The following is a 16770-nucleotide window of genomic DNA, read 5'->3' on the forward strand; positions in this document are numbered from 1 at the left end:
AGGTTCTGATGAGAATAAAACACCCCATTAAGATGCTGGCTTTGTTGGCCATGAGTTGCCACAGCCATGCCGCCATTCAATTAGAGAAAATCAATCAATTATCGACTGGGCTGGGCGAAAGCTCCGGTGAAATATCAAGTTACGACAGCAACAGCCAGAAATTATTTGTGATCAATTCAGGCTTTGCATCATTCAGTATTTTTGATTTCTCGACGCCATTACAGGCTGGTGCCAGTACCACCATCGATCTCAGTTCATTCGGCGCTGGTCCTAACAGCATAGCCAGCCACGATGGCATGGTTGCTGTGGCAGTTCAAGCCGATGCGGTTACTGACAATGGTACGGTTGAGTTTTTTGACACCAACGGGGTGCACCAAAGAACGTTAACGGTTGGTGCTTTGCCGGACATGCTGACTTTCAATCAAGACGGCAGCCAGTTGATTGTGGCCAATGAAGGTGAGCCGGATGCCGGCATCAATCCTTTGGGCTCAGTGAGCATCATTGATATGTCTATGGGCGTGGCCAACGCCACTGTAGCCACTTTGGACTTTACTGCATTCAATGCCGGTCAACCCAGGAACAACGAGCTGCCTGCTGATCTGATTATTGCGCCCAATCAAGCAGTGGCTGAGGATTTAGAACCAGAATACGTTGCGATCAGTGCCGATGGAAGCCAGGCTTTTGTGACCTTACAAGAGAACAATGCCGTGGCTGTGGTGGATTTAATCAATCCCGCCATCAACAGCATCCAAGCACTGGGTTTCAAAGACCACAGCTTACCGGGCAATGAATTGGATCCCAGTGACAGTGATGGTCCCAAAGCTAATGGTGCTATCAACATCAATAACTGGCCGGTGAGCGGCATTTACATGCCTGATGCGATTGCTGCCGTGAACATCAACAACAACGATTATTACCTCACCGCCAACGAAGGTGATGCGCGGGATGAAGATGCCCGCATCAAAGACCTGGTATTAGATCCGATCAGCTTCCCCAACGCAGCAGACCTGCAACAAGATGCCCAGTTGGGTCGCCTGGATGCGCAAACCAATCTGGGTAGCGGTCCAAACGGATACACCGAGCTGTATGTTTATGGTGGTCGTTCTTTCTCTATCTGGGATGCCAGCAGTGGTGTCCAAGTGTTTGACTCTGGCAGTGAGGTTGCTTTTAAAATTGCTGAATTGAACCCTGAGTTATTCAATGCCAATAACGCTTCAGCAGATGACTTTGATCAACGCAGTGACAACAAAGGCGCTGAACCGGAAGGCATCACCACTGCACGCATCAATGGGAAAAATTATGCTTTTATTGGTTTAGAGCGTGTGGGTGGCATCATGGTTTATGACATCACTGATCCGGCTTTGGCCAGTTTTGAAAGTTATCAGCCAGCCACCGATGGTGATGTGGCGCCTGAAGGATTATTATTTATCCCTGGTGAGAGCAACGCCACTGGCGAAAACTTGCTGTTGGTGAGCTATGAGGATACCGGCACCATCGGGGTGTTTCGATTGATTGATGTGATTTTCAACAACAGTTTTGAATAAGTGCAATAGATTAAGAACTACCAAGCCCTATGTCAGCTCACGGGGTGTTGTCTATATGAAATTAAAACCAAAAAGTTGATTATGGCGGTCACAACAGGCTTCAGGTCATCATGCTGGGCGAGAGTCAGTGGCCCTTGACTTAAAAGTAACATACTGCCAAGTGAAGATGCCTGTTATTAACAAAATCAATTTATACAGCTGTGGAGCTTAAGCAAAAAGCGCTTTACCGAAAGGGATTTCAGTAAAGCGTTTAATTGGATTGAGGACTTTTAATTTTTTTGCAGTGCTTGTATGGGGTCTAATTCAGCGGCTTGTTTGGCGGGATAGTAACCAAAGGCCACACCTGTGATTAAACACACGCCGACAGCCAGTATGATGGAAAAGAAACTCCAAGCCACCGGCCAACTGGCCAAAGACTGGATCAAGAACGAGAGCACAATGCCCATGATGATCCCCAGCATGGCCCCGACGGCCGCGATGGTCGCACTTTCAATCAAAAACTGGTTTTTGATATCCACCTTGCGCGCACCTAAGGCCCTTAATAAACCGATTTCTTTGGTTCGCTCCAGTACTGTAGCCAGCATGATGTTCATGATGCCGATGCCACCGACCAACAAAGAGATGCCGGCAATACTGGACATCACAATGGTGAATATTTGTTGGGTCTGGTTTTGTTGGTTAAGCAGCGATGCAGGCACAATGATTTGGTAATCATCGATGTTGCCATGGCGGCGTTTAAGCAATCGATCGATGGCCACTGAAGCCATTTGTGGTTTGATTGATTCATCCAATCCAACTCTTATGGTATCCAATTGACTCTCTAGCATTTCTAATTTCAGGCGTTTGAATGCCGTTTCAACTGGAATAAAAATTTGGTTGTGTTCAGCACCCAGTTTGATGCCTTGGATTTCATCTTTGGATAATTCATCCTTGCGCAGAATTCCAATCACTTCGACCCACAAGTGATTGATCTTGATGCGTTGACCCAGGGCGTCTCCAGCCGGAAACAATGAATCGGCCGCCTCTGAACCAATCACGGCCACTTGGGCAAAACCTTTGTTATCTTTATCATCAAACAGGCGACCCTCTGAAACTTCCAGATTAGACATGGAAAAACAACTGGGTGAAACGGCTTTAACAGCGCCGTCCGAGTTGGCATTCACCGAAAAAAGGCTCCAAGTTTTGAGGGTTTTTTCGCCACAAGTTTGTTCAACAAAAGGCAGGCTGTCTTGCAGGGCCCGCACGTCGTTCATTGATAAACCCAAGGTGTCTTCGCGAATTTCTTTCAGGGTTTCCTGGTCAAAGGTTTTTTCTTCAATCACCAAGTTGCGCAGGCCCATTTTTTCGATCAAACGGGTGGCTTCGGCCTGTGCGCCTTCACCGATACTGAGCATGGCAATTACTGCACCCACACCAAAAACCATTCCCAAAAGGGTCAGCAAGGTGCGCAGTTTGTGGTGCATCATCTCTGATATGGCATGACGTAAATTGATGGTTATGGCATTCACAATCGAGCCTCCGCAATGACACCAGCTGGTTGCGACAGTGCAATCACATCTCCATCAGTTAAACCAGCTTCAATGGTACATAAGCTGGAACTACAGAACCCGGTGGTGACGGTGTGTTGTTTAAAGCTGTTACCGTCCTGAATGAATACCCAAGTGTTCTCTTGTTCTCGGAATACTGTCTGGATAGGTACCACCAAGCCGCTGTCTTGTTCAATCACACGGATGCTGGCATTCAGTCTTTGGCCCGGTTTGAGTTGCTCGTTATCAGTGGCATCTAAGCCGACAATTACAGTGAAGTATTTAACGGGATTATCACGCTCTTTCGGTTGTGCTGTTTTACTGATGGAGCTGACTGTGCCTTCAAAAGAACTGTCAGGAAAAGCGTGCAATGAAACGGTCACCGCCACACCTTCCTTAATCCCAATGGCCTCCACTTCAGGTACATAAACTTTGGCTTGCATGGCACTTAAGTCAGGTAGTTTGGCCAGCTTGGAACCTGGGAAAATAGATTTACCTGGTTCAGGTAAAGAGCCATCCCAACTGGGTTCCAAAACAAACAAGCCATCGTGCGGCGCCTTGATTTCGAGCGCACTTAAACTGGCATTGTTCATTTCTAGTTTGGCCACTTGCTTTTGTTTGTTACTATGCAGCACGGCTTTTTCTGTTTCAGACTTCTCCTCAAAGTTGTCTTCTATTTTATCGATGTGATCGGCTTTGGCCTTAAGAAAGTCTTCGTTGTCACCTGCCTCAATCATTTCAATCTTGGTGTATAACAATGGGTCATCGATGTTGAATTGTTTGGCCAGATCGTATTCAAAGTCTATGACCTGTGATTCAGCGTCAAAGCTGAATTTGGTGTTGTCAATTTCGCGGTCTTTGGCCATCATGGAGTACATGATTTTTTGGATTTCAAAACTGGTCTCATCCACTTCCAATTGAAAACTGCTGCCATCAAAACGAGCCACAACCTCGCCTTCTTTGACGTTGGTAAACTGCGGTGCAATCCAGGCCAAGGTTTGTGGTCGGCGTGATGCTGTCGGTGCAGTTATCGGGGTCGATTTGACTGCCTCTAATTCACCTTCGGCATGTATTTCAAACACCACTTTGTCAGTGGCCACTGAAATAACAGGGGTGGTGTCTTTGTCTTCACTGCTGCAGCCAACCAACAACAAAACCCATACAATTAAATAGCTGAAGTTACGCATCATGTCTCCGATAAAATGGTTGCCTTGATACTCATGCCCGGACGCATAATTTCAAGATTGAGGTCATTGATAGCGACTGTTGCATCCAAGATTTTCGAGGGTTGATTCTTCGACTTGGTGCGTACCACTTTGGATAAGGATTTTATGGTTCCCGTGAACTCCATATCTGGATAAGCATCCAATACAAAACTGACTGTTTGGCCCTCAGCAACCCTAGACATGTCGTTCTCTTTGATTTCCAACTGCGCTACAATTTGTTCTAAATCAGCCACTTCGGTCACCCGTGCGCCACCCCAAACATTATCACCCACTGCATATTTGTTGTTGTTCCAGTCGGTTTGGTGCATCACAATGCCTTTGCGATTGGAGATGATGCGCATGCTTTTAATGGATTCATTCAGTTCGCTCACCTCAGCACTCAACTTGGCGATGTTGGCCTTCAGGATATCTATCTCAGTGTTCAGTCTTTCGTTGGTCAAGCGCCGGTCATCAAGGGCGTGTTGGTATTCAAGTTTTGCCAGTTCAAAATTAAGCTGATTTTCCTCGTACTCGTTCAAGGCAATCACACTTTTGGGCAGTTCGGCTTTTCGTTGTGCTTTATCAAGCAACATTTTCTTTTCTTCAACCGCCAAGTTTTTGTTCTGAATGGTTTCAACTTTCCCCACTTCGGTATTTTTCAATTCAGATTGTTTGATGTTAAGTTCACCTTGTTTATCCAACAGACGCTCTTTGAGCTGATCTGTTTTGAACATCAACACCGGTTGACCAGGATTTACTTGGCTGCCATCGGGTGCCATAAAGGCGATGGTGTATTGCCAAATTCGGCGAATTTTAGGTGGCGAGTAGTTATCTGTTTCTAAGGCCTTTAATTCACCGTTGGCGGCAAAATCAGCTGCATCAACGGCATGGAAAGATGCCATCAAGGCAAGAAATATTAATATGTGTTTCATTTCAGACCTCACTCAGTTTGACCAGGGCACTCATACCTGGCAATAATTCTATGTCATCGGCGCCATTGAGGCTGACTTCTACCTCGTAATACAGGCCGTCGCCCCAATCGTTTTTATCTCTGCCGCCGGAAGAAATTGAAGTGATTTCACCGTTCACTTGGGCATTGGGCAGCGCGTCAAATGACACTTTGACTGCTTTGCCTTGGGTGATCTTCGGTACATCGATGGCGTTGACCCAAGCTTTGACTTTCATGTTTTGTTTTTTCGACACCCTAAGGATTTCCATACCACTGTTGGCTTGATCACCCACTTGGTATTTGCTGCCAGTGCGCGGGTGTGCAGCATAGATGACATATCCTGATTGGTCAGCGGTGATACTCAAGGCTGCTAATTGACCTTGCCAGTAAGTTAATTCTTGTTGTTTCTGTTGTAGACCTAATTCGATTTCTAATTCCTTTTCTCGTTTGTTTTTGATGATGGTATTGAGTTCGTTCTCAGCATCATTCAAATCTTTGATGGACTTCTTTAGCGCCAACTGACGTTCCTTGAATTCCAATTCACCGATGAAATTAACCGGTACATCGGCTTTGAGCTGAGCCACCTTGCGGGTTACTTTGGCTCGTTCAAAAGCGAGGTTGGCGTTGTTTAAATCGATTTCGATTTGAATCATGTCGCGTTTGGCACTGGCTTTGAATACGTCTAATTGTTCGACTTTACTCTCGATGGTGCTGTCGACTTCGCTGCCGTCTATGCGTACCAGAAAATCACCTGCTTCAACAAAGCTGCCTTCGTCTATCATTTCAGCAATCTTGGCCTGCCAACCTCTGACCTGCGGCATATTAATGACTTGGGTTTGGCTGGATTCTACGGTGCCTGTGTACATATCAGCATGGCTGAGTGCAGTGACAAACATGAGTGTAAGTATGAGTGATTTTTTCATGAGATGATTTTCCCGTCTAAAAAATGAATGGTGCGCCCGGCATTTTCCGCAATATCGGGTTCGTGGGTCACCATCACAATGGTCTGGCCTGACTGGTTCAATGAACACAGCAAGTCGATGATTTGCTGAGAGATGGCGCTGTCAAGGTTGCCGGTGGGTTCATCGGCCAACAGCACGGCAGGTTGATTAATCAATGAGCGGGCAATGGCCACGCGCTGAATCTGACCACCTGACATTTCATTGGGCATGTGATGTACGCGTTCACCCAAGCCCACTTGGCGCAATAAATCCTTGGCTCGTTCCTCGCCACCTTGTTGTTTTTCTGGAGAAGCAAAGCGCAATGGCACCATAACATTTTCCAGTGCACTGAGCCTTGGCAACAAGTGAAAGCCCTGAAACACAAAGCCAATGTGGTCGTTGCGAATTTGGCTCAAAGCATCATCATCCAGTGAGCTGACATCCTGATTAGCCAGTTGGTAATGGCCGGAGGTGGGCTTGTCCATGCACCCGAGGATGTTCAACATGGTTGACTTACCTGAACCTGACCGCCCCATGATGGCCACAAATTCACCGGTACCGATGCTTAAATCAACATGATCCAGTGCAGTGATGGTTTCACCTTGGGTTTGATAAATTTTTGAGATTTGTTTCAGTTCCAGCATCCGCTTATGGGTCCCTAATGATTGTTGATAAGTGTATTGAATCAATGATACGGATAAACAGTGTCAAAAGTATCTTATTTATTGATTGTCAAAAGACTGATTAAGTTCAAACATTCTAAGCAGTATTTGTGCACGAATTGTGAAAATGCTGGGTTTCAGGGGATACAAAGGTCCAAAACAGCTGATAATTCAGTAAAAAACACGTTATCTGCTGGAATCAAAGCATGAGCGAACCAGGGTGATGCCAAAATCCACAAACCAAGGATAAAGATGAATAAGCCGGAAATTGAGCGCAAAACCACCCCAAAGGAGCTGTTCAACAGGAACTTGATAACCACTTGAGAAAGCAGTAGCGGCAGCAGCGTGCCCAAGCCGAAGAACAGCATAAAACCAGCACCGCGCCACACATCTGCAGTGGTGGCAGCAACAATCAGCATGCCATACAACAAACCACAAGGAATCAGGCCCCAGAGCAATCCTTTGCCAAAGACCGCGGAGAGTGTGGTAGATGACTGCAATCGTTTCATTTGTTGACTGACTTGCGGCCAAAATGGCAAGGGCTTTTGTAGTACCAGCCATTTTGCTCTGTCTTTAAAGATAAGTACCAAGCCGGTGAGTATTAACATCACGCCCATCATAGAACGCAAAAACAAGCCCCACGCGCCCAAGTTAAGTTGTAACGAAAGGCCTTGGACCAAGCCGGCAAACAAAGCGCCTAAAAGGGTATAAGTGGTGATTCGACCGAGATTAGTGACCAGGGTTTGGCGGTGGTTTTGTCGCTGGCACAACACACTACAGACGCCGCCACACATGGCAATACAGTGAAAACCTGAAAAAAAACCAATCAGTAAGGGTGTGATGATGGCTGACATCGCTCAGTCGGTGGTGTCCTCGGTTTTATCTTTGGTTTGTTTCTCTGAGGTTTTTTTGGCACGATTGAAGGGCTCATTTTTATCGTCCAAGATGGAGTACGCTGGGCTATCCAAATCATCAAACTGATTTTTATTGATGGCCCAAATCAACGACCAAACGGCCAGTCCGGCCAGTACCAAACTGAGTAGTACCAAAATAAATACCATATTCATGTCAAGTCTGAGGCCTCAAATGTTTTGTTGATAAATGTGGTGGTTGCATAGGTGTTCAGTGGTTCTGTTTGAGCTGGTTTATTTCAGCAGTCTGCGTGAATTAAATACCACCAGCAGTGAGCTTAATGACATCCCAATTGCCGCCATCCAAGGTGCCAACAGACCCATCATGGCCACTGGCGTCACACTGAGATTATATACCAAAGACCAAATCAGGTTTTGTTTGATGATGGCATGGGTTTTGCTGGAGATATCCAGCGCCTTGACCACCGGTGCGAGCGACTTACCTAACACAATCATGTCTGAGGCTGAATGGGCTAGGTGGGCGCCTTGTTTTAAACTGATCGAAACATCCGCTTGTGACAGCACTGGTGCATCGTTAACCCCATCTCCAACCATCACGCAAGCAGCGCCAGCTTGTTGTTGTGCGGCCAAGTGGTTGATTTTTTGTTCGGCTTTGAGTTCGCCATGGTATTCTTTGATGCTCAGTTTAGTGGCCCATTTGGCCACGGTTGCGGCATTATCACCACTGAGAATGGCTTGTGGTTTTTGCACTTTTTGGAGGTGCTTCAACAATTTTTTAGTGCCCGCACGAACCGGTACATCCAACTCAAACACAGCAACGACCTGTCGGTCCTTGGCCAACAAGATTTGGGTGTACGCTGAATCAGTATCGATTTGTGGAATCGCAACATTTAGGGATTGTAACCAATGGCGGCTGCCCATATGCCATTCAGCAGCTCCTGTCTCATCGCTGATTTGACCGCTAACTCCTCGACCAGCTAATTCTTTGGCATTTATCACCGGTAATATTTCTGGGTATTGGAATGCGGAGGCAATTGGGTGGTTGCTGACTTGTTGCAAGCTGCTGCATATCTGCAGCAATTTATTTTTATCGTAGTCAGTCAAAATGTGTTGTTGGTGGATGCTGAGTTTGTCTTCAGTCAGGGTGCCTGTTTTATCAAAAAACCAACGATCGGTTTTGGCCAAGCGAGTAATGGCGTCGGTGTTATTGACTAAAATACCCTGACGCAACAAATGCACGCCTGAGGCGGTTAATGCCGTAGGTGTTGCCAGTGAAAGTGCACACGGGCAGGTGGCAATCAATACCGCCAACAGGGCCGTCATCAAAGCATCACTTTGGTTCATGCCATACCAAATGGTGGTGGCCAGTGCCAGAAACAGCACCCCAGCGACGAAATAACTGGCTATCTGATCTACCAGTTGTAGGCTGGCAGGTTTTTTACTTTGTGCCAATTCCATCAAATCAGCCAGCTTGGCCAAGAAACTGTTCTGATTATTGACACTGGTGGTGAAAACCAATTGACCATTTTGTAGGGTGGCGCCAGCATAAATAGTATCGCCAGGGCCTTTGTTTAATGATTGTGACTCACCGGTCAGGATGGCCTCGTTGACCTGACCCTGGCCTTCATCAACCACGCCATCACAGGGAATGGTCTCACCGGCTTTGACCAGTAATTGATCGCCTTTGTTGATTTGGTTCAGAGGCACGGTCTCCGAGGTGCCCTGATTCAACCTGATGGCACTGACTGGAATCAAGGCAAAAAGTGATTCACGCACGTTCATGCCTTGGTGTTTGACCTGGGACTCGACATAACGCCCTAATAGCAGGAAAAAGATGAACATGGTCATGGAGTCAAAATAGACATGGCCCTGTTGTTTGAAGCTCAGATAGATGCTGACAAAGTAGGCCAGAGAAATCGACAAAGCCACTGGCACATCCATACCTAAATGTCGGTTCCTCAGGTCACGGATGGCATTGTTGACGAAACTCATGCCAGAATAAAAATAAACTGCGGTGGCAATCAGCATGCTGATCATCAAGAAAAATCTTTGAATGTGTGGTGCCACGGTAAAATCTTCAGGCGAATAAAGTGGCACAGCCAAGGTCATGATAAACATCATGCCAAAGCCAGCCACAGCAATCTTTTTCAGTTGGTCTTTGCGGGCTTCATCAGCGGGGTTTTCACTGCTGTTTTGTTGCATGGGCTGGTAACCTAAAGTCTCAATCTGAGCAAAAATTTCACTGAGTTTGATCAGTTTTGGATTGAATTCAACTTGTAGGTTTTGGGTGACGGTGTTGATGCGCAGTTCACGAATGCCTGGTCGGTCAGCGAGGACTTTTTGCAGCAGCCAACCACAGGCGCTGCAATACATGCCTTCCACCTTAATGGTGACCTGAACTGTCTCATCGTCCAATACTTGCGTCAGTTCACTGAACACGTCTTTGGCGTCTAGGTGTTGCCAGCTGGTGGGCTTGTTACCGACCTGTTCGGCGGGTAACTGGCCTTGACGGTATTGATAAAAAACTTCGTGGTCGTTATCGGCAAGGAACAGTGCCACGGCTTGACAACCGATACAACACATGGGTTGTTCCTGACCAGCAATTTCAGCAGTCAGGTGGCAGCCTTTAGGAACTGTTTCGCCGCAATGAAAGCAGGCGGTCATCTTATTTAATTGGTCTCATTCAGTCTTTTTCAATCTGAAACTTATTCTGCTTAATAATCACTTGTGGGGCATTTTGTTGGGCAATGTAAACGGTGATCAAACCGGCAACCACAGCGCTGGCCGGTAAAGATATCACGAACCACAACCACGGGTATTTGTACCAGGGTAAGTTTTTATAGTTTTTTTGTTTTGAATTTTTCATTTGTTGTATCCGAAATATTTCACTTTCTCTGCAGCAGAATCGCTGCCATCACTGCTTATTTTAGTGACAGTGACTTCTATGGTGTGAATTTTCTTATTGGCAGCGTCTTTGGCCGCTTGAATTTTAATGGGTACCGTAACCAACTGGCCGGGCTCAGCACTGATGCCAGTCTCATTCATACCCAACACTACCTTGAGGCCATCAATGCCACTGGCATTGACCTCATATTGAGCTGCCTCATTGCCTTTGTTCATGACTTTTAAGGTGTAGACATTTTCAATGGTAGCAGAATCAACGATGCGGTAAAAAGTGTTGCGATCGTGAATCAGGTTCATATCAATGGCGCTGCGATTAACTAATGCCACACCAAATGATGCAACCAATGTCATCAAGATGATGAAATAAACAATTGTTCTGGGTCGAAGGATGTGGGTTGGTCTGCCTTCCAAAGCATTTTCAGTGGTGTATTTTATCAAGCCTTTTGGCATGCCACTTTTTTCCATCACATCATCACACGCATCTATGCAAGCAGCACAGGCAATACATTCGTACTGCAGACCGTCACGGATATCGATACCTGTTGGACACACCTGAACACACAAGGTGCAATCAATACAGTCGCCTGGGTTTTCAACTTCGCGGCGTTTTTTACCGCGCATTCTGGGCTCGCCACGCTGTTCGTCATAGGAGATGATCAGCGTTTCTTTATCAAACATGGCGCTTTGAAAGCGGGCATATGGACACATGTAGAGGCACACTTGTTCGCGCAGAAAGCCAGCATTGCCGTATGTGGCAAAAGAATAAAAGAACAGCCAAAACATTTCCCAAGGGCCTAGGGTCCACTGCCAAACTTGCATCGACAGTTCCTTGATGGGGGTGAAAAAGCCAACGAAGGTGAAGCCAGTCCAGAGCGCAAAGGTGATCCACAAAAACTGTTTGCTGAATTTTCTGAAGATTTTTTCACGCGTCCAAGGGGCTTTGTCCAGTTTCATGCGTTTGTTGCGGTTGCCTTCAGCCAATTGCTCTAACCAAATAAACACTTCAGTCCAGACGGTTTGAGGGCAGGCATAACCGCACCACAACCGACCGGCCAATGCAGTGAAGAAGAACAGTGAAAAAGCGGCAATGATCAGCATCAAAGCCAGAAAGATAAAATCTTGTGGCCACAGGGTGATGCCAAAAATATGGAATCGCCTTTGCGGCAAGTCAAACAACACGGCTTGTTCGCCACCCCAGCTGATCCAAGGCAGTAAATAAAATAAGCCAAGTAACAGCCACACAGCTAATTTACGTTTGAATTGAAACCGTCCTTTGACTTCTCTTGGGTATATTTTTTCGTGGGCTTTATACAGGCTCAGCTCAACAGGCTTGGTATCTTGGTTGGACATGGGTTTGTTTACGCGTTGGGGTTACGTTTGGCCAATTTGGTTCTGGGCAGAGCCAACACCAAACCACTGAACAATGCGGCAGAGAAGGTGAAGACCCAAAAGAACATGAAGCCCAATGCGTAACCCTGCCATTGTGAGACATCAACGCCAAAACTTGACAGTTGTCCCAGATAGGCAGGGTCAAACAGGGCAAAAAACACCATGGATTCAACCGCGGCGGTAAAAAATGAAACCCACAATACAATCGCCATACGGCGCCAGAAAATTCGTTTGATTTGTCTTTCGTTAAATCCTTGGTTTTTTACTATGGGTTCAGTTGTCATGATGGTTTCAGTTGTATAGGTTTATTTGTTACTCAATGAATAAACATAAGCCGCTACCAGCTTGATGCGGTTTTCATCCAATATTTCACTTTGTGACGGCATGTTGCCATTGAGGCCTTCATAAAGCGCCGTTTCAATGATTTCATGCGAACCATACAACCAAATGTCATCGGTCAGGTTAGGCGCGCCCAAAGCAGCAATACCTTTGCCTTCGGGGCCATGACAAGCGACACAAAACATCCCAAATTTAGCTTCGCCTTCAGCCGCCAAAGCGCCATCGTGATCGATGCCAGATAAGCTTCTGACATAAGCAGCGACTTGTTTCACACCATCATCACCCAATGCAGGGGCCCAAGGAGGCATCACGCCCATGCGACCATTATTTAAAGTGTAAAGAATGTCGGCATATTCACCGCCCCAATTCCAATCGTCATCATTGAGGTTGGGAAAACCGGTTGCGCCACCGGCATCAGAGCCGTGGCATTGGGCACAGTTGTTGGCGAAAATTCTTTGGCCCAGAAGCATGGCCTGATCATCTTGAATCAGCTCATCTAAAGGTTTGTTGATAAAACCAGCAAAAGACTTATCGCGTGCATCGTTTACTTTGGCATAGTTGGCTTCAAAGCGATTAATTTGAGTCCACTCTTTGCTGCCTTTGAAATTACCCATACCAGGATAAAGGTACAAATAAGCGATTGAGAAAACAATGGTAATCACAAACAACCACAACCACCAACGTGGCATGGGGTTATCTAATTCCGTTAAATCTTCATCCCACACGTGACCGGTGGTGTTATCGGCTCGTTTATCCACTTTTTTCTTTGAGGTGGCAAATAACAGCCACAAATAAGCAATGATGTGGGCAACAACCACAATAATTACTGTCCAATGCCAAAAATTACTCATGAGTTTTCTCCTCAGTTTTGTCGGTTATTTCATCATCATCTTTTAATGCCATTTGTGACATTTCATCAAACTTGGCTTTGTTTTTCTTACTCCAAGCCCATGCTACGATGCCAAGAAAGACCACCAGTAACAGACCTGTATATATTCCACTGATCATATTAACTGCTCCTTATTGGTAGCGTTTAGGCATGGCTGTGCCCAAATCTTGTAAATATGCCACCAACGCATCAAGTTGGGTTTTACCTTCGATGCTGGTTGCGGCGTTGGCAATTTGTTCATCAGAGTAAGGGTGACCTAACATTTGTAGTACCTTCATACTGGCAACGGTTTCCTCAACGTCGATTTCAGTCTCAGCCAACCAAGGGTAACCTGGCATGTTTGAAGTTGGCACCACAGCACGTGGATCTATCAAATGAATTTCATGCCATTCATTTGAATAACGCCCACCAACTCGCGCCAAGTCCGGACCAGTTCGTTTCGAACCCCATTGGAATGGGCGGTCATACACCGATTCACCAGCCACCGAATAATGGCCGTAGCGCAGGGTTTCATCAACGAATGGACGCACTTGTTGTGAGTGACAGTTGTAACAACCTTCAGAGACGTAAATGTTTTGACCCGCCAACTCTAAAGCGTTGCGAGGTTCCAAACCTTCAACTGGTTCTACCACGCTGGCTTGGGTCATCAGCGGGGCAATTTCAATGACGCCGGCAAAGCCAATAACCACTGCTATCAACACCCCCATCAGGCCAATGTTTTTTTCTATTTTTTCATGCTTGCTCATGCTTTTGCTCCTGCAGCTTCAGTACTCACTGCCACTTCGGCTTGATCGCCTTTGATGGTTTTGTAGGTGTTGTAGGCTTGAATCAATGCGCCAATTAAGAACAACACACCACCGATAATGCGGATGACATAGTATGGGTAAGTGGCTTCAATACTTTCTACATGGCTGTAAACCAAAGAGCCATTGGCATCAATTTCACGCCACATCAAGCCTTGCATCACACCAGCAATCCACATAGAAGCGATGTACAGCACAATACCCAGAGTAGAGATCCAAAAATGAACATTAATCAGTTGTGTCGAGTACATGCCATCCCTGCCCCACAGTCTGGGTACCAAGGTGTACATGGAGGCCATGGTCATCAATGCCACCCAACCCAGCGCACCTGAATGTACGTGGCCTATGGTCCAGTCGGTGTAATGTGACAATGCGTTGACTGTTTTAATTGATAGCATAGGACCTTCAAAGGTACTCATGCCATAGAATGACAGCGCCACAATCATCATTTTAATGATAGGGTCTGAGCGCAATTTGTCCCAAGCACCGGATAAAGTCATGATGCCGTTGATCATGCCACCCCAAGAAGGTGCCAACAGAATCAATGAAAACACCATGCCCAGAGATTGGGCCCAATCTGGCAGGGAGGTGTAATGCAAGTGGTGTGGTCCAGCCCACATGTAAGTGGAAATCAAGGCCCAAAAGTGCACGATTGATAAGCGGTAGGAATAGACCGGACGGCCAGCCTGTTTGGGTACGAAGTAATACATCATGCCTAAAAAGCCAGCGGTTAAGAAAAAGCCCACTGCATTGTGACCGTACCACCATTGAACCAGAGCATCAACCGAACCTGAGAATACGGGGTAAGACAAATGCCAGTTCACTGGTATGGCTAAATTATTGACAATATGCAACACCGCAATGGTGATGATAAAGGCTGAATAAAACCAGTTAGCAACATAAATGTGTTTGACCGTACGGGTTGCAATGGTACCGAAATAAACAATGGCATACAAAACCCAAACCACAGTCAGTAAAACATCCAAAGGCCAAATCAGTTCAGCATACTCCTTACTTTGGGTGAAGCCAAAGGGTAAGGTTAATACAGCCCCCACAATGACCAACTGATAACCCCAAAAGACCATGCTGGCTAAAGTGTTCGAAAACAGTTTGACTTGGCAAGTGCGCTGCGCAACATACATCGATGTGCCTAACAAGGCATTACCACCGAAAGCGAAAATAACGGCATTGGTGTGTAACGGCCTCAAGCGACTGTAAGTCAGCCATGGAATATCAAAATTGAATGCCGGCCATGCCAGTTGTATCGCGATGATAACGCCGACCAACATGCCAACAATTCCCCAGAATATCGTCGCAATGGTGAATTGCTTGACTACTTTATCGTTAAAATCAATCATATTTTCAATGCTTAGTTGCCCATTTAGTGATTGCCATGAATTATAATGACTCAACGACCAAGCAATGATTGACCTAGGTCAAGATTTTGTGACATTGACTGAGATAACAATAAAATGAATACACCATGCTGAACACCAACCTCAATAACAACAAGAAAATTGAACAAAAACCAACTGGCTATTGTGGCGATTGTGAGCTGTGCACCAAAACAGTGGATAACCGCAGGGTCAGGATACAATCCAACGAAATCGCAGCCATTGAGGCCATCATTGACTCTCACATCATGATTGAGAAAAACCAGACGGTATATACAGCAGGGAATACTTTTCAGAATTTATACACAGTACACTCTGGCATGTTTAAGTCGGTTTACTTGACTCAACAGGGTGATGAGCGCATTGTTGATGTATTCATTCCAGGCCAAATCATGGGTTTTGATGGCATCCATGATGGCAAATATAAGACCACCGTCAAAGCGGTGAGTTCAGGTTCATACTGTGTGATTCCCTTCTACCCCTTACAAGAGCTGTCGATGAAACACCGTGATATTCAAAATCGATTGATGAAGATGATGAGCGAGAAAATCATTCAATTCGAAATCACCCACAGTGAATACAATGCCCAACAAAAACTGGTGAGCTTCGTCAAGGATGTATCAGAACTATATTACTCCAGGGGGTTTTCGGCCAAACAATTTCCATTTCAAATTTCACAGCGTGACCTGGCTAATTATTTGGGTTTGGCAGAGGAAACATTGAGCCGCGTGTTCAAAAAGCTCAAGAAAAATGATGTGTTGGCGCTCGCCGACCACCAAATCACCATCATTGACATGCCCAAATTCTTAAGTGTGCTTGATTAAGATTGAATTTATACCAACTGACCCCATATAGCGCACAACTAACAATTCAGCCTTAGACCCAAGGTTATTAATGGAGAACATAAATGAGTGAAAACATAATCCAGGCCACTGATGCCACATTTGAAGAAATTACCAACTCTGACACACCGGTATTGGTTGATTACTGGGCAGAGTGGTGTGGCCCATGCCGCATGATTGCACCAATCCTTGAGGAAGTGGCTGGCGAATTGGAAGGCCAAGTTAAGGTAGCCAAACTCAATATTGAAGACAACAAAGAGACAGCAGTTAAAATGGCCATACGTGGTATACCAACTTTGATGGTTTTCAAAAACGGCGAAGTCATTGATCAGCACGTGGGTGCTGTTTCAAAAGGTCAGTTAATGGATTTCTTATCTAAACACACTGCCTGATACCAAAGTCACCGAAAAAAACGCCTGAATAAGTCAATATCGGGCGTTTTTTGCTGTTCAGGCTGGACAGTTTCAAATTTACATGGTAGTTTATACAGCATCAACTCCGGCAAGCCTTT

Annotated in this window: 18 protein-coding genes; 3 read left to right on the forward strand and 15 right to left on the reverse strand. The window is 45.9% G+C overall.

Features of this window, described 5'->3' with window-relative positions; translation table 11 throughout:
• The first annotated feature begins 8 nt into the window (after positions 1-8).
• Entirely contained in the window at positions 9-1544 is a 1536-nt protein-coding gene (locus QNI24_RS02195) for a choice-of-anchor I family protein (RefSeq protein WP_267175782.1), read from the forward strand.
• Positions 1545-1813: 269 nt separating this feature from the next.
• Here the strand turns inward: QNI24_RS02195 and QNI24_RS02200 are convergent, their stop codons facing one another.
• The 15 genes from QNI24_RS02200 to ccoN form a co-directional block, all read right to left on the reverse strand.
• Positions 1814-3052 carry an ABC transporter permease gene (locus tag QNI24_RS02200; protein ID WP_267175783.1) on the reverse strand — a complete coding sequence of 413 codons (1239 nt, stop codon included), beginning with the start codon at positions 3050-3052 and terminating at the stop codon, positions 1814-1816.
• The gene (locus tag QNI24_RS02205; protein WP_267175784.1) at positions 3049-4260 is read right to left on the reverse strand and encodes an efflux RND transporter periplasmic adaptor subunit; all 1212 of its coding nucleotides are present in this window, start codon (positions 4258-4260) and stop codon (positions 3049-3051) included. The genes QNI24_RS02200 and QNI24_RS02205 overlap by 4 nt, the downstream gene beginning before the upstream one ends.
• Positions 4257-5207, reverse strand: a complete 951-nt coding sequence (locus tag QNI24_RS02210) for an HlyD family secretion protein (RefSeq protein WP_267175785.1) — start codon at positions 5205-5207, stop codon at positions 4257-4259. Before QNI24_RS02210 ends, QNI24_RS02205 begins: the two co-directional genes overlap by 4 nt.
• 1 nt (position 5208) lies before the next feature.
• The gene (locus QNI24_RS02215; protein ID WP_267175786.1) at positions 5209-6147 is read right to left on the reverse strand and encodes an HlyD family secretion protein; all 939 of its coding nucleotides are present in this window, start codon (positions 6145-6147) and stop codon (positions 5209-5211) included.
• On the reverse strand, positions 6144-6809 hold the full coding sequence (locus QNI24_RS02220; RefSeq protein ID WP_267175787.1) for an ABC transporter ATP-binding protein: 666 nt from the start codon (positions 6807-6809) through the stop codon (positions 6144-6146). Before QNI24_RS02220 ends, QNI24_RS02215 begins: the two co-directional genes overlap by 4 nt.
• A gap of 155 nt (positions 6810-6964) precedes the next feature.
• On the reverse strand, positions 6965-7681 hold the full coding sequence (locus QNI24_RS02225; protein WP_267175788.1) for a sulfite exporter TauE/SafE family protein: 717 nt from the start codon (positions 7679-7681) through the stop codon (positions 6965-6967).
• Positions 7682-7684: 3 nt separating this feature from the next.
• Positions 7685-7894 (reverse strand): cbb3-type cytochrome oxidase assembly protein CcoS, encoded by a 210-nt coding sequence (gene ccoS, locus QNI24_RS02230; protein WP_267175789.1) that lies wholly within the window; start codon positions 7892-7894, stop codon positions 7685-7687.
• Between the two features lie 78 nt (positions 7895-7972).
• The gene (locus QNI24_RS02235) at positions 7973-10363 is read right to left on the reverse strand and encodes a heavy metal translocating P-type ATPase (RefSeq protein WP_267175790.1); all 2391 of its coding nucleotides are present in this window, start codon (positions 10361-10363) and stop codon (positions 7973-7975) included.
• Between the two features lie 19 nt (positions 10364-10382).
• Positions 10383-10565: a hypothetical protein gene (locus QNI24_RS02240; RefSeq protein ID WP_267175791.1), complete on the reverse strand. Its 183-nt coding sequence runs from the start codon at positions 10563-10565 to the stop codon at positions 10383-10385.
• Positions 10562-11953 carry a cytochrome c oxidase accessory protein CcoG gene (ccoG, locus tag QNI24_RS02245; protein ID WP_267175792.1) on the reverse strand — a complete coding sequence of 464 codons (1392 nt, stop codon included), beginning with the start codon at positions 11951-11953 and terminating at the stop codon, positions 10562-10564. The genes QNI24_RS02240 and ccoG overlap by 4 nt, the downstream gene beginning before the upstream one ends.
• 8 nt (positions 11954-11961) lie before the next feature.
• Complete coding sequence (locus QNI24_RS02250) at positions 11962-12276, reverse strand: hypothetical protein (RefSeq protein ID WP_267175793.1); 315 nt, start codon at positions 12274-12276, stop codon at positions 11962-11964.
• 21 nt (positions 12277-12297) lie between these two features.
• Positions 12298-13182, reverse strand: a complete 885-nt coding sequence (gene ccoP, locus QNI24_RS02255; RefSeq protein ID WP_267175794.1) for a cytochrome-c oxidase, cbb3-type subunit III — start codon at positions 13180-13182, stop codon at positions 12298-12300.
• A complete protein-coding gene (locus tag QNI24_RS02260; protein ID WP_267175795.1) occupies positions 13175-13339 on the reverse strand; it encodes a cbb3-type cytochrome oxidase subunit 3 in 165 nt (54 codons plus the stop codon). Before QNI24_RS02260 ends, ccoP begins: the two co-directional genes overlap by 8 nt.
• A gap of 12 nt (positions 13340-13351) precedes the next feature.
• Positions 13352-13966: a cytochrome-c oxidase, cbb3-type subunit II gene (ccoO, locus tag QNI24_RS02265; protein ID WP_267175796.1), complete on the reverse strand. Its 615-nt coding sequence runs from the start codon at positions 13964-13966 to the stop codon at positions 13352-13354.
• Complete coding sequence (ccoN, locus tag QNI24_RS02270) at positions 13963-15381, reverse strand: cytochrome-c oxidase, cbb3-type subunit I (protein WP_267175797.1); 1419 nt, start codon at positions 15379-15381, stop codon at positions 13963-13965. The genes ccoO and ccoN overlap by 4 nt, the downstream gene beginning before the upstream one ends.
• A gap of 125 nt (positions 15382-15506) precedes the next feature.
• Between ccoN and QNI24_RS02275 the strand changes: the two genes are divergently transcribed.
• Entirely contained in the window at positions 15507-16241 is a 735-nt protein-coding gene (locus QNI24_RS02275; protein WP_267175798.1) for a cyclic nucleotide-binding domain-containing protein, read from the forward strand.
• Between the two features lie 83 nt (positions 16242-16324).
• Complete coding sequence (trxA, locus tag QNI24_RS02280; protein WP_267175799.1) at positions 16325-16651, forward strand: thioredoxin; 327 nt, start codon at positions 16325-16327, stop codon at positions 16649-16651.
• The last annotated feature ends 119 nt before the right edge of the window (positions 16652-16770 follow it).

Source organism: Marinicella marina (assembly GCF_030065545.1).
Classification (GTDB): Bacteria; Pseudomonadota; Gammaproteobacteria; order Xanthomonadales; family Marinicellaceae; genus Marinicella; species Marinicella marina.

Coding starts and splice junctions, on each gene's coding strand:
- ccoG (WP_267175792.1), bottom strand. CDS start 11,953: ATGTCCAACCAAGATACCAAGCCTGTTGAGCTGAGCCTGTATAAAGCC.
- QNI24_RS02220 (WP_267175787.1), bottom strand. CDS start 6,809: ATGCTGGAACTGAAACAAATCTCAAAAATTTATCAAACCCAAGGTGAA.
- QNI24_RS02205 (WP_267175784.1), bottom strand. CDS start 4,260: ATGATGCGTAACTTCAGCTATTTAATTGTATGGGTTTTGTTGTTGGTT.
- QNI24_RS02235 (WP_267175790.1), bottom strand. CDS start 10,363: ATGACCGCCTGCTTTCATTGCGGCGAAACAGTTCCTAAAGGCTGCCAC.
- QNI24_RS02275 (WP_267175798.1), top strand. CDS start 15,507: ATGCTGAACACCAACCTCAATAACAACAAGAAAATTGAACAAAAACCA.
- QNI24_RS02250 (WP_267175793.1), bottom strand. CDS start 12,276: ATGACAACTGAACCCATAGTAAAAAACCAAGGATTTAACGAAAGACAA.
- trxA (WP_267175799.1), top strand. CDS start 16,325: ATGAGTGAAAACATAATCCAGGCCACTGATGCCACATTTGAAGAAATT.
- QNI24_RS02215 (WP_267175786.1), bottom strand. CDS start 6,147: ATGAAAAAATCACTCATACTTACACTCATGTTTGTCACTGCACTCAGC.
- QNI24_RS02240 (WP_267175791.1), bottom strand. CDS start 10,565: ATGAAAAATTCAAAACAAAAAAACTATAAAAACTTACCCTGGTACAAA.
- ccoP (WP_267175794.1), bottom strand. CDS start 13,182: ATGAGTAATTTTTGGCATTGGACAGTAATTATTGTGGTTGTTGCCCAC.
- QNI24_RS02225 (WP_267175788.1), bottom strand. CDS start 7,681: ATGTCAGCCATCATCACACCCTTACTGATTGGTTTTTTTTCAGGTTTT.
- ccoO (WP_267175796.1), bottom strand. CDS start 13,966: ATGAGCAAGCATGAAAAAATAGAAAAAAACATTGGCCTGATGGGGGTG.
- ccoS (WP_267175789.1), bottom strand. CDS start 7,894: ATGAATATGGTATTTATTTTGGTACTACTCAGTTTGGTACTGGCCGGA.
- ccoN (WP_267175797.1), bottom strand. CDS start 15,381: ATGATTGATTTTAACGATAAAGTAGTCAAGCAATTCACCATTGCGACG.
- QNI24_RS02260 (WP_267175795.1), bottom strand. CDS start 13,339: ATGATCAGTGGAATATATACAGGTCTGTTACTGGTGGTCTTTCTTGGC.
- QNI24_RS02210 (WP_267175785.1), bottom strand. CDS start 5,207: ATGAAACACATATTAATATTTCTTGCCTTGATGGCATCTTTCCATGCC.
- QNI24_RS02195 (WP_267175782.1), top strand. CDS start 9: ATGAGAATAAAACACCCCATTAAGATGCTGGCTTTGTTGGCCATGAGT.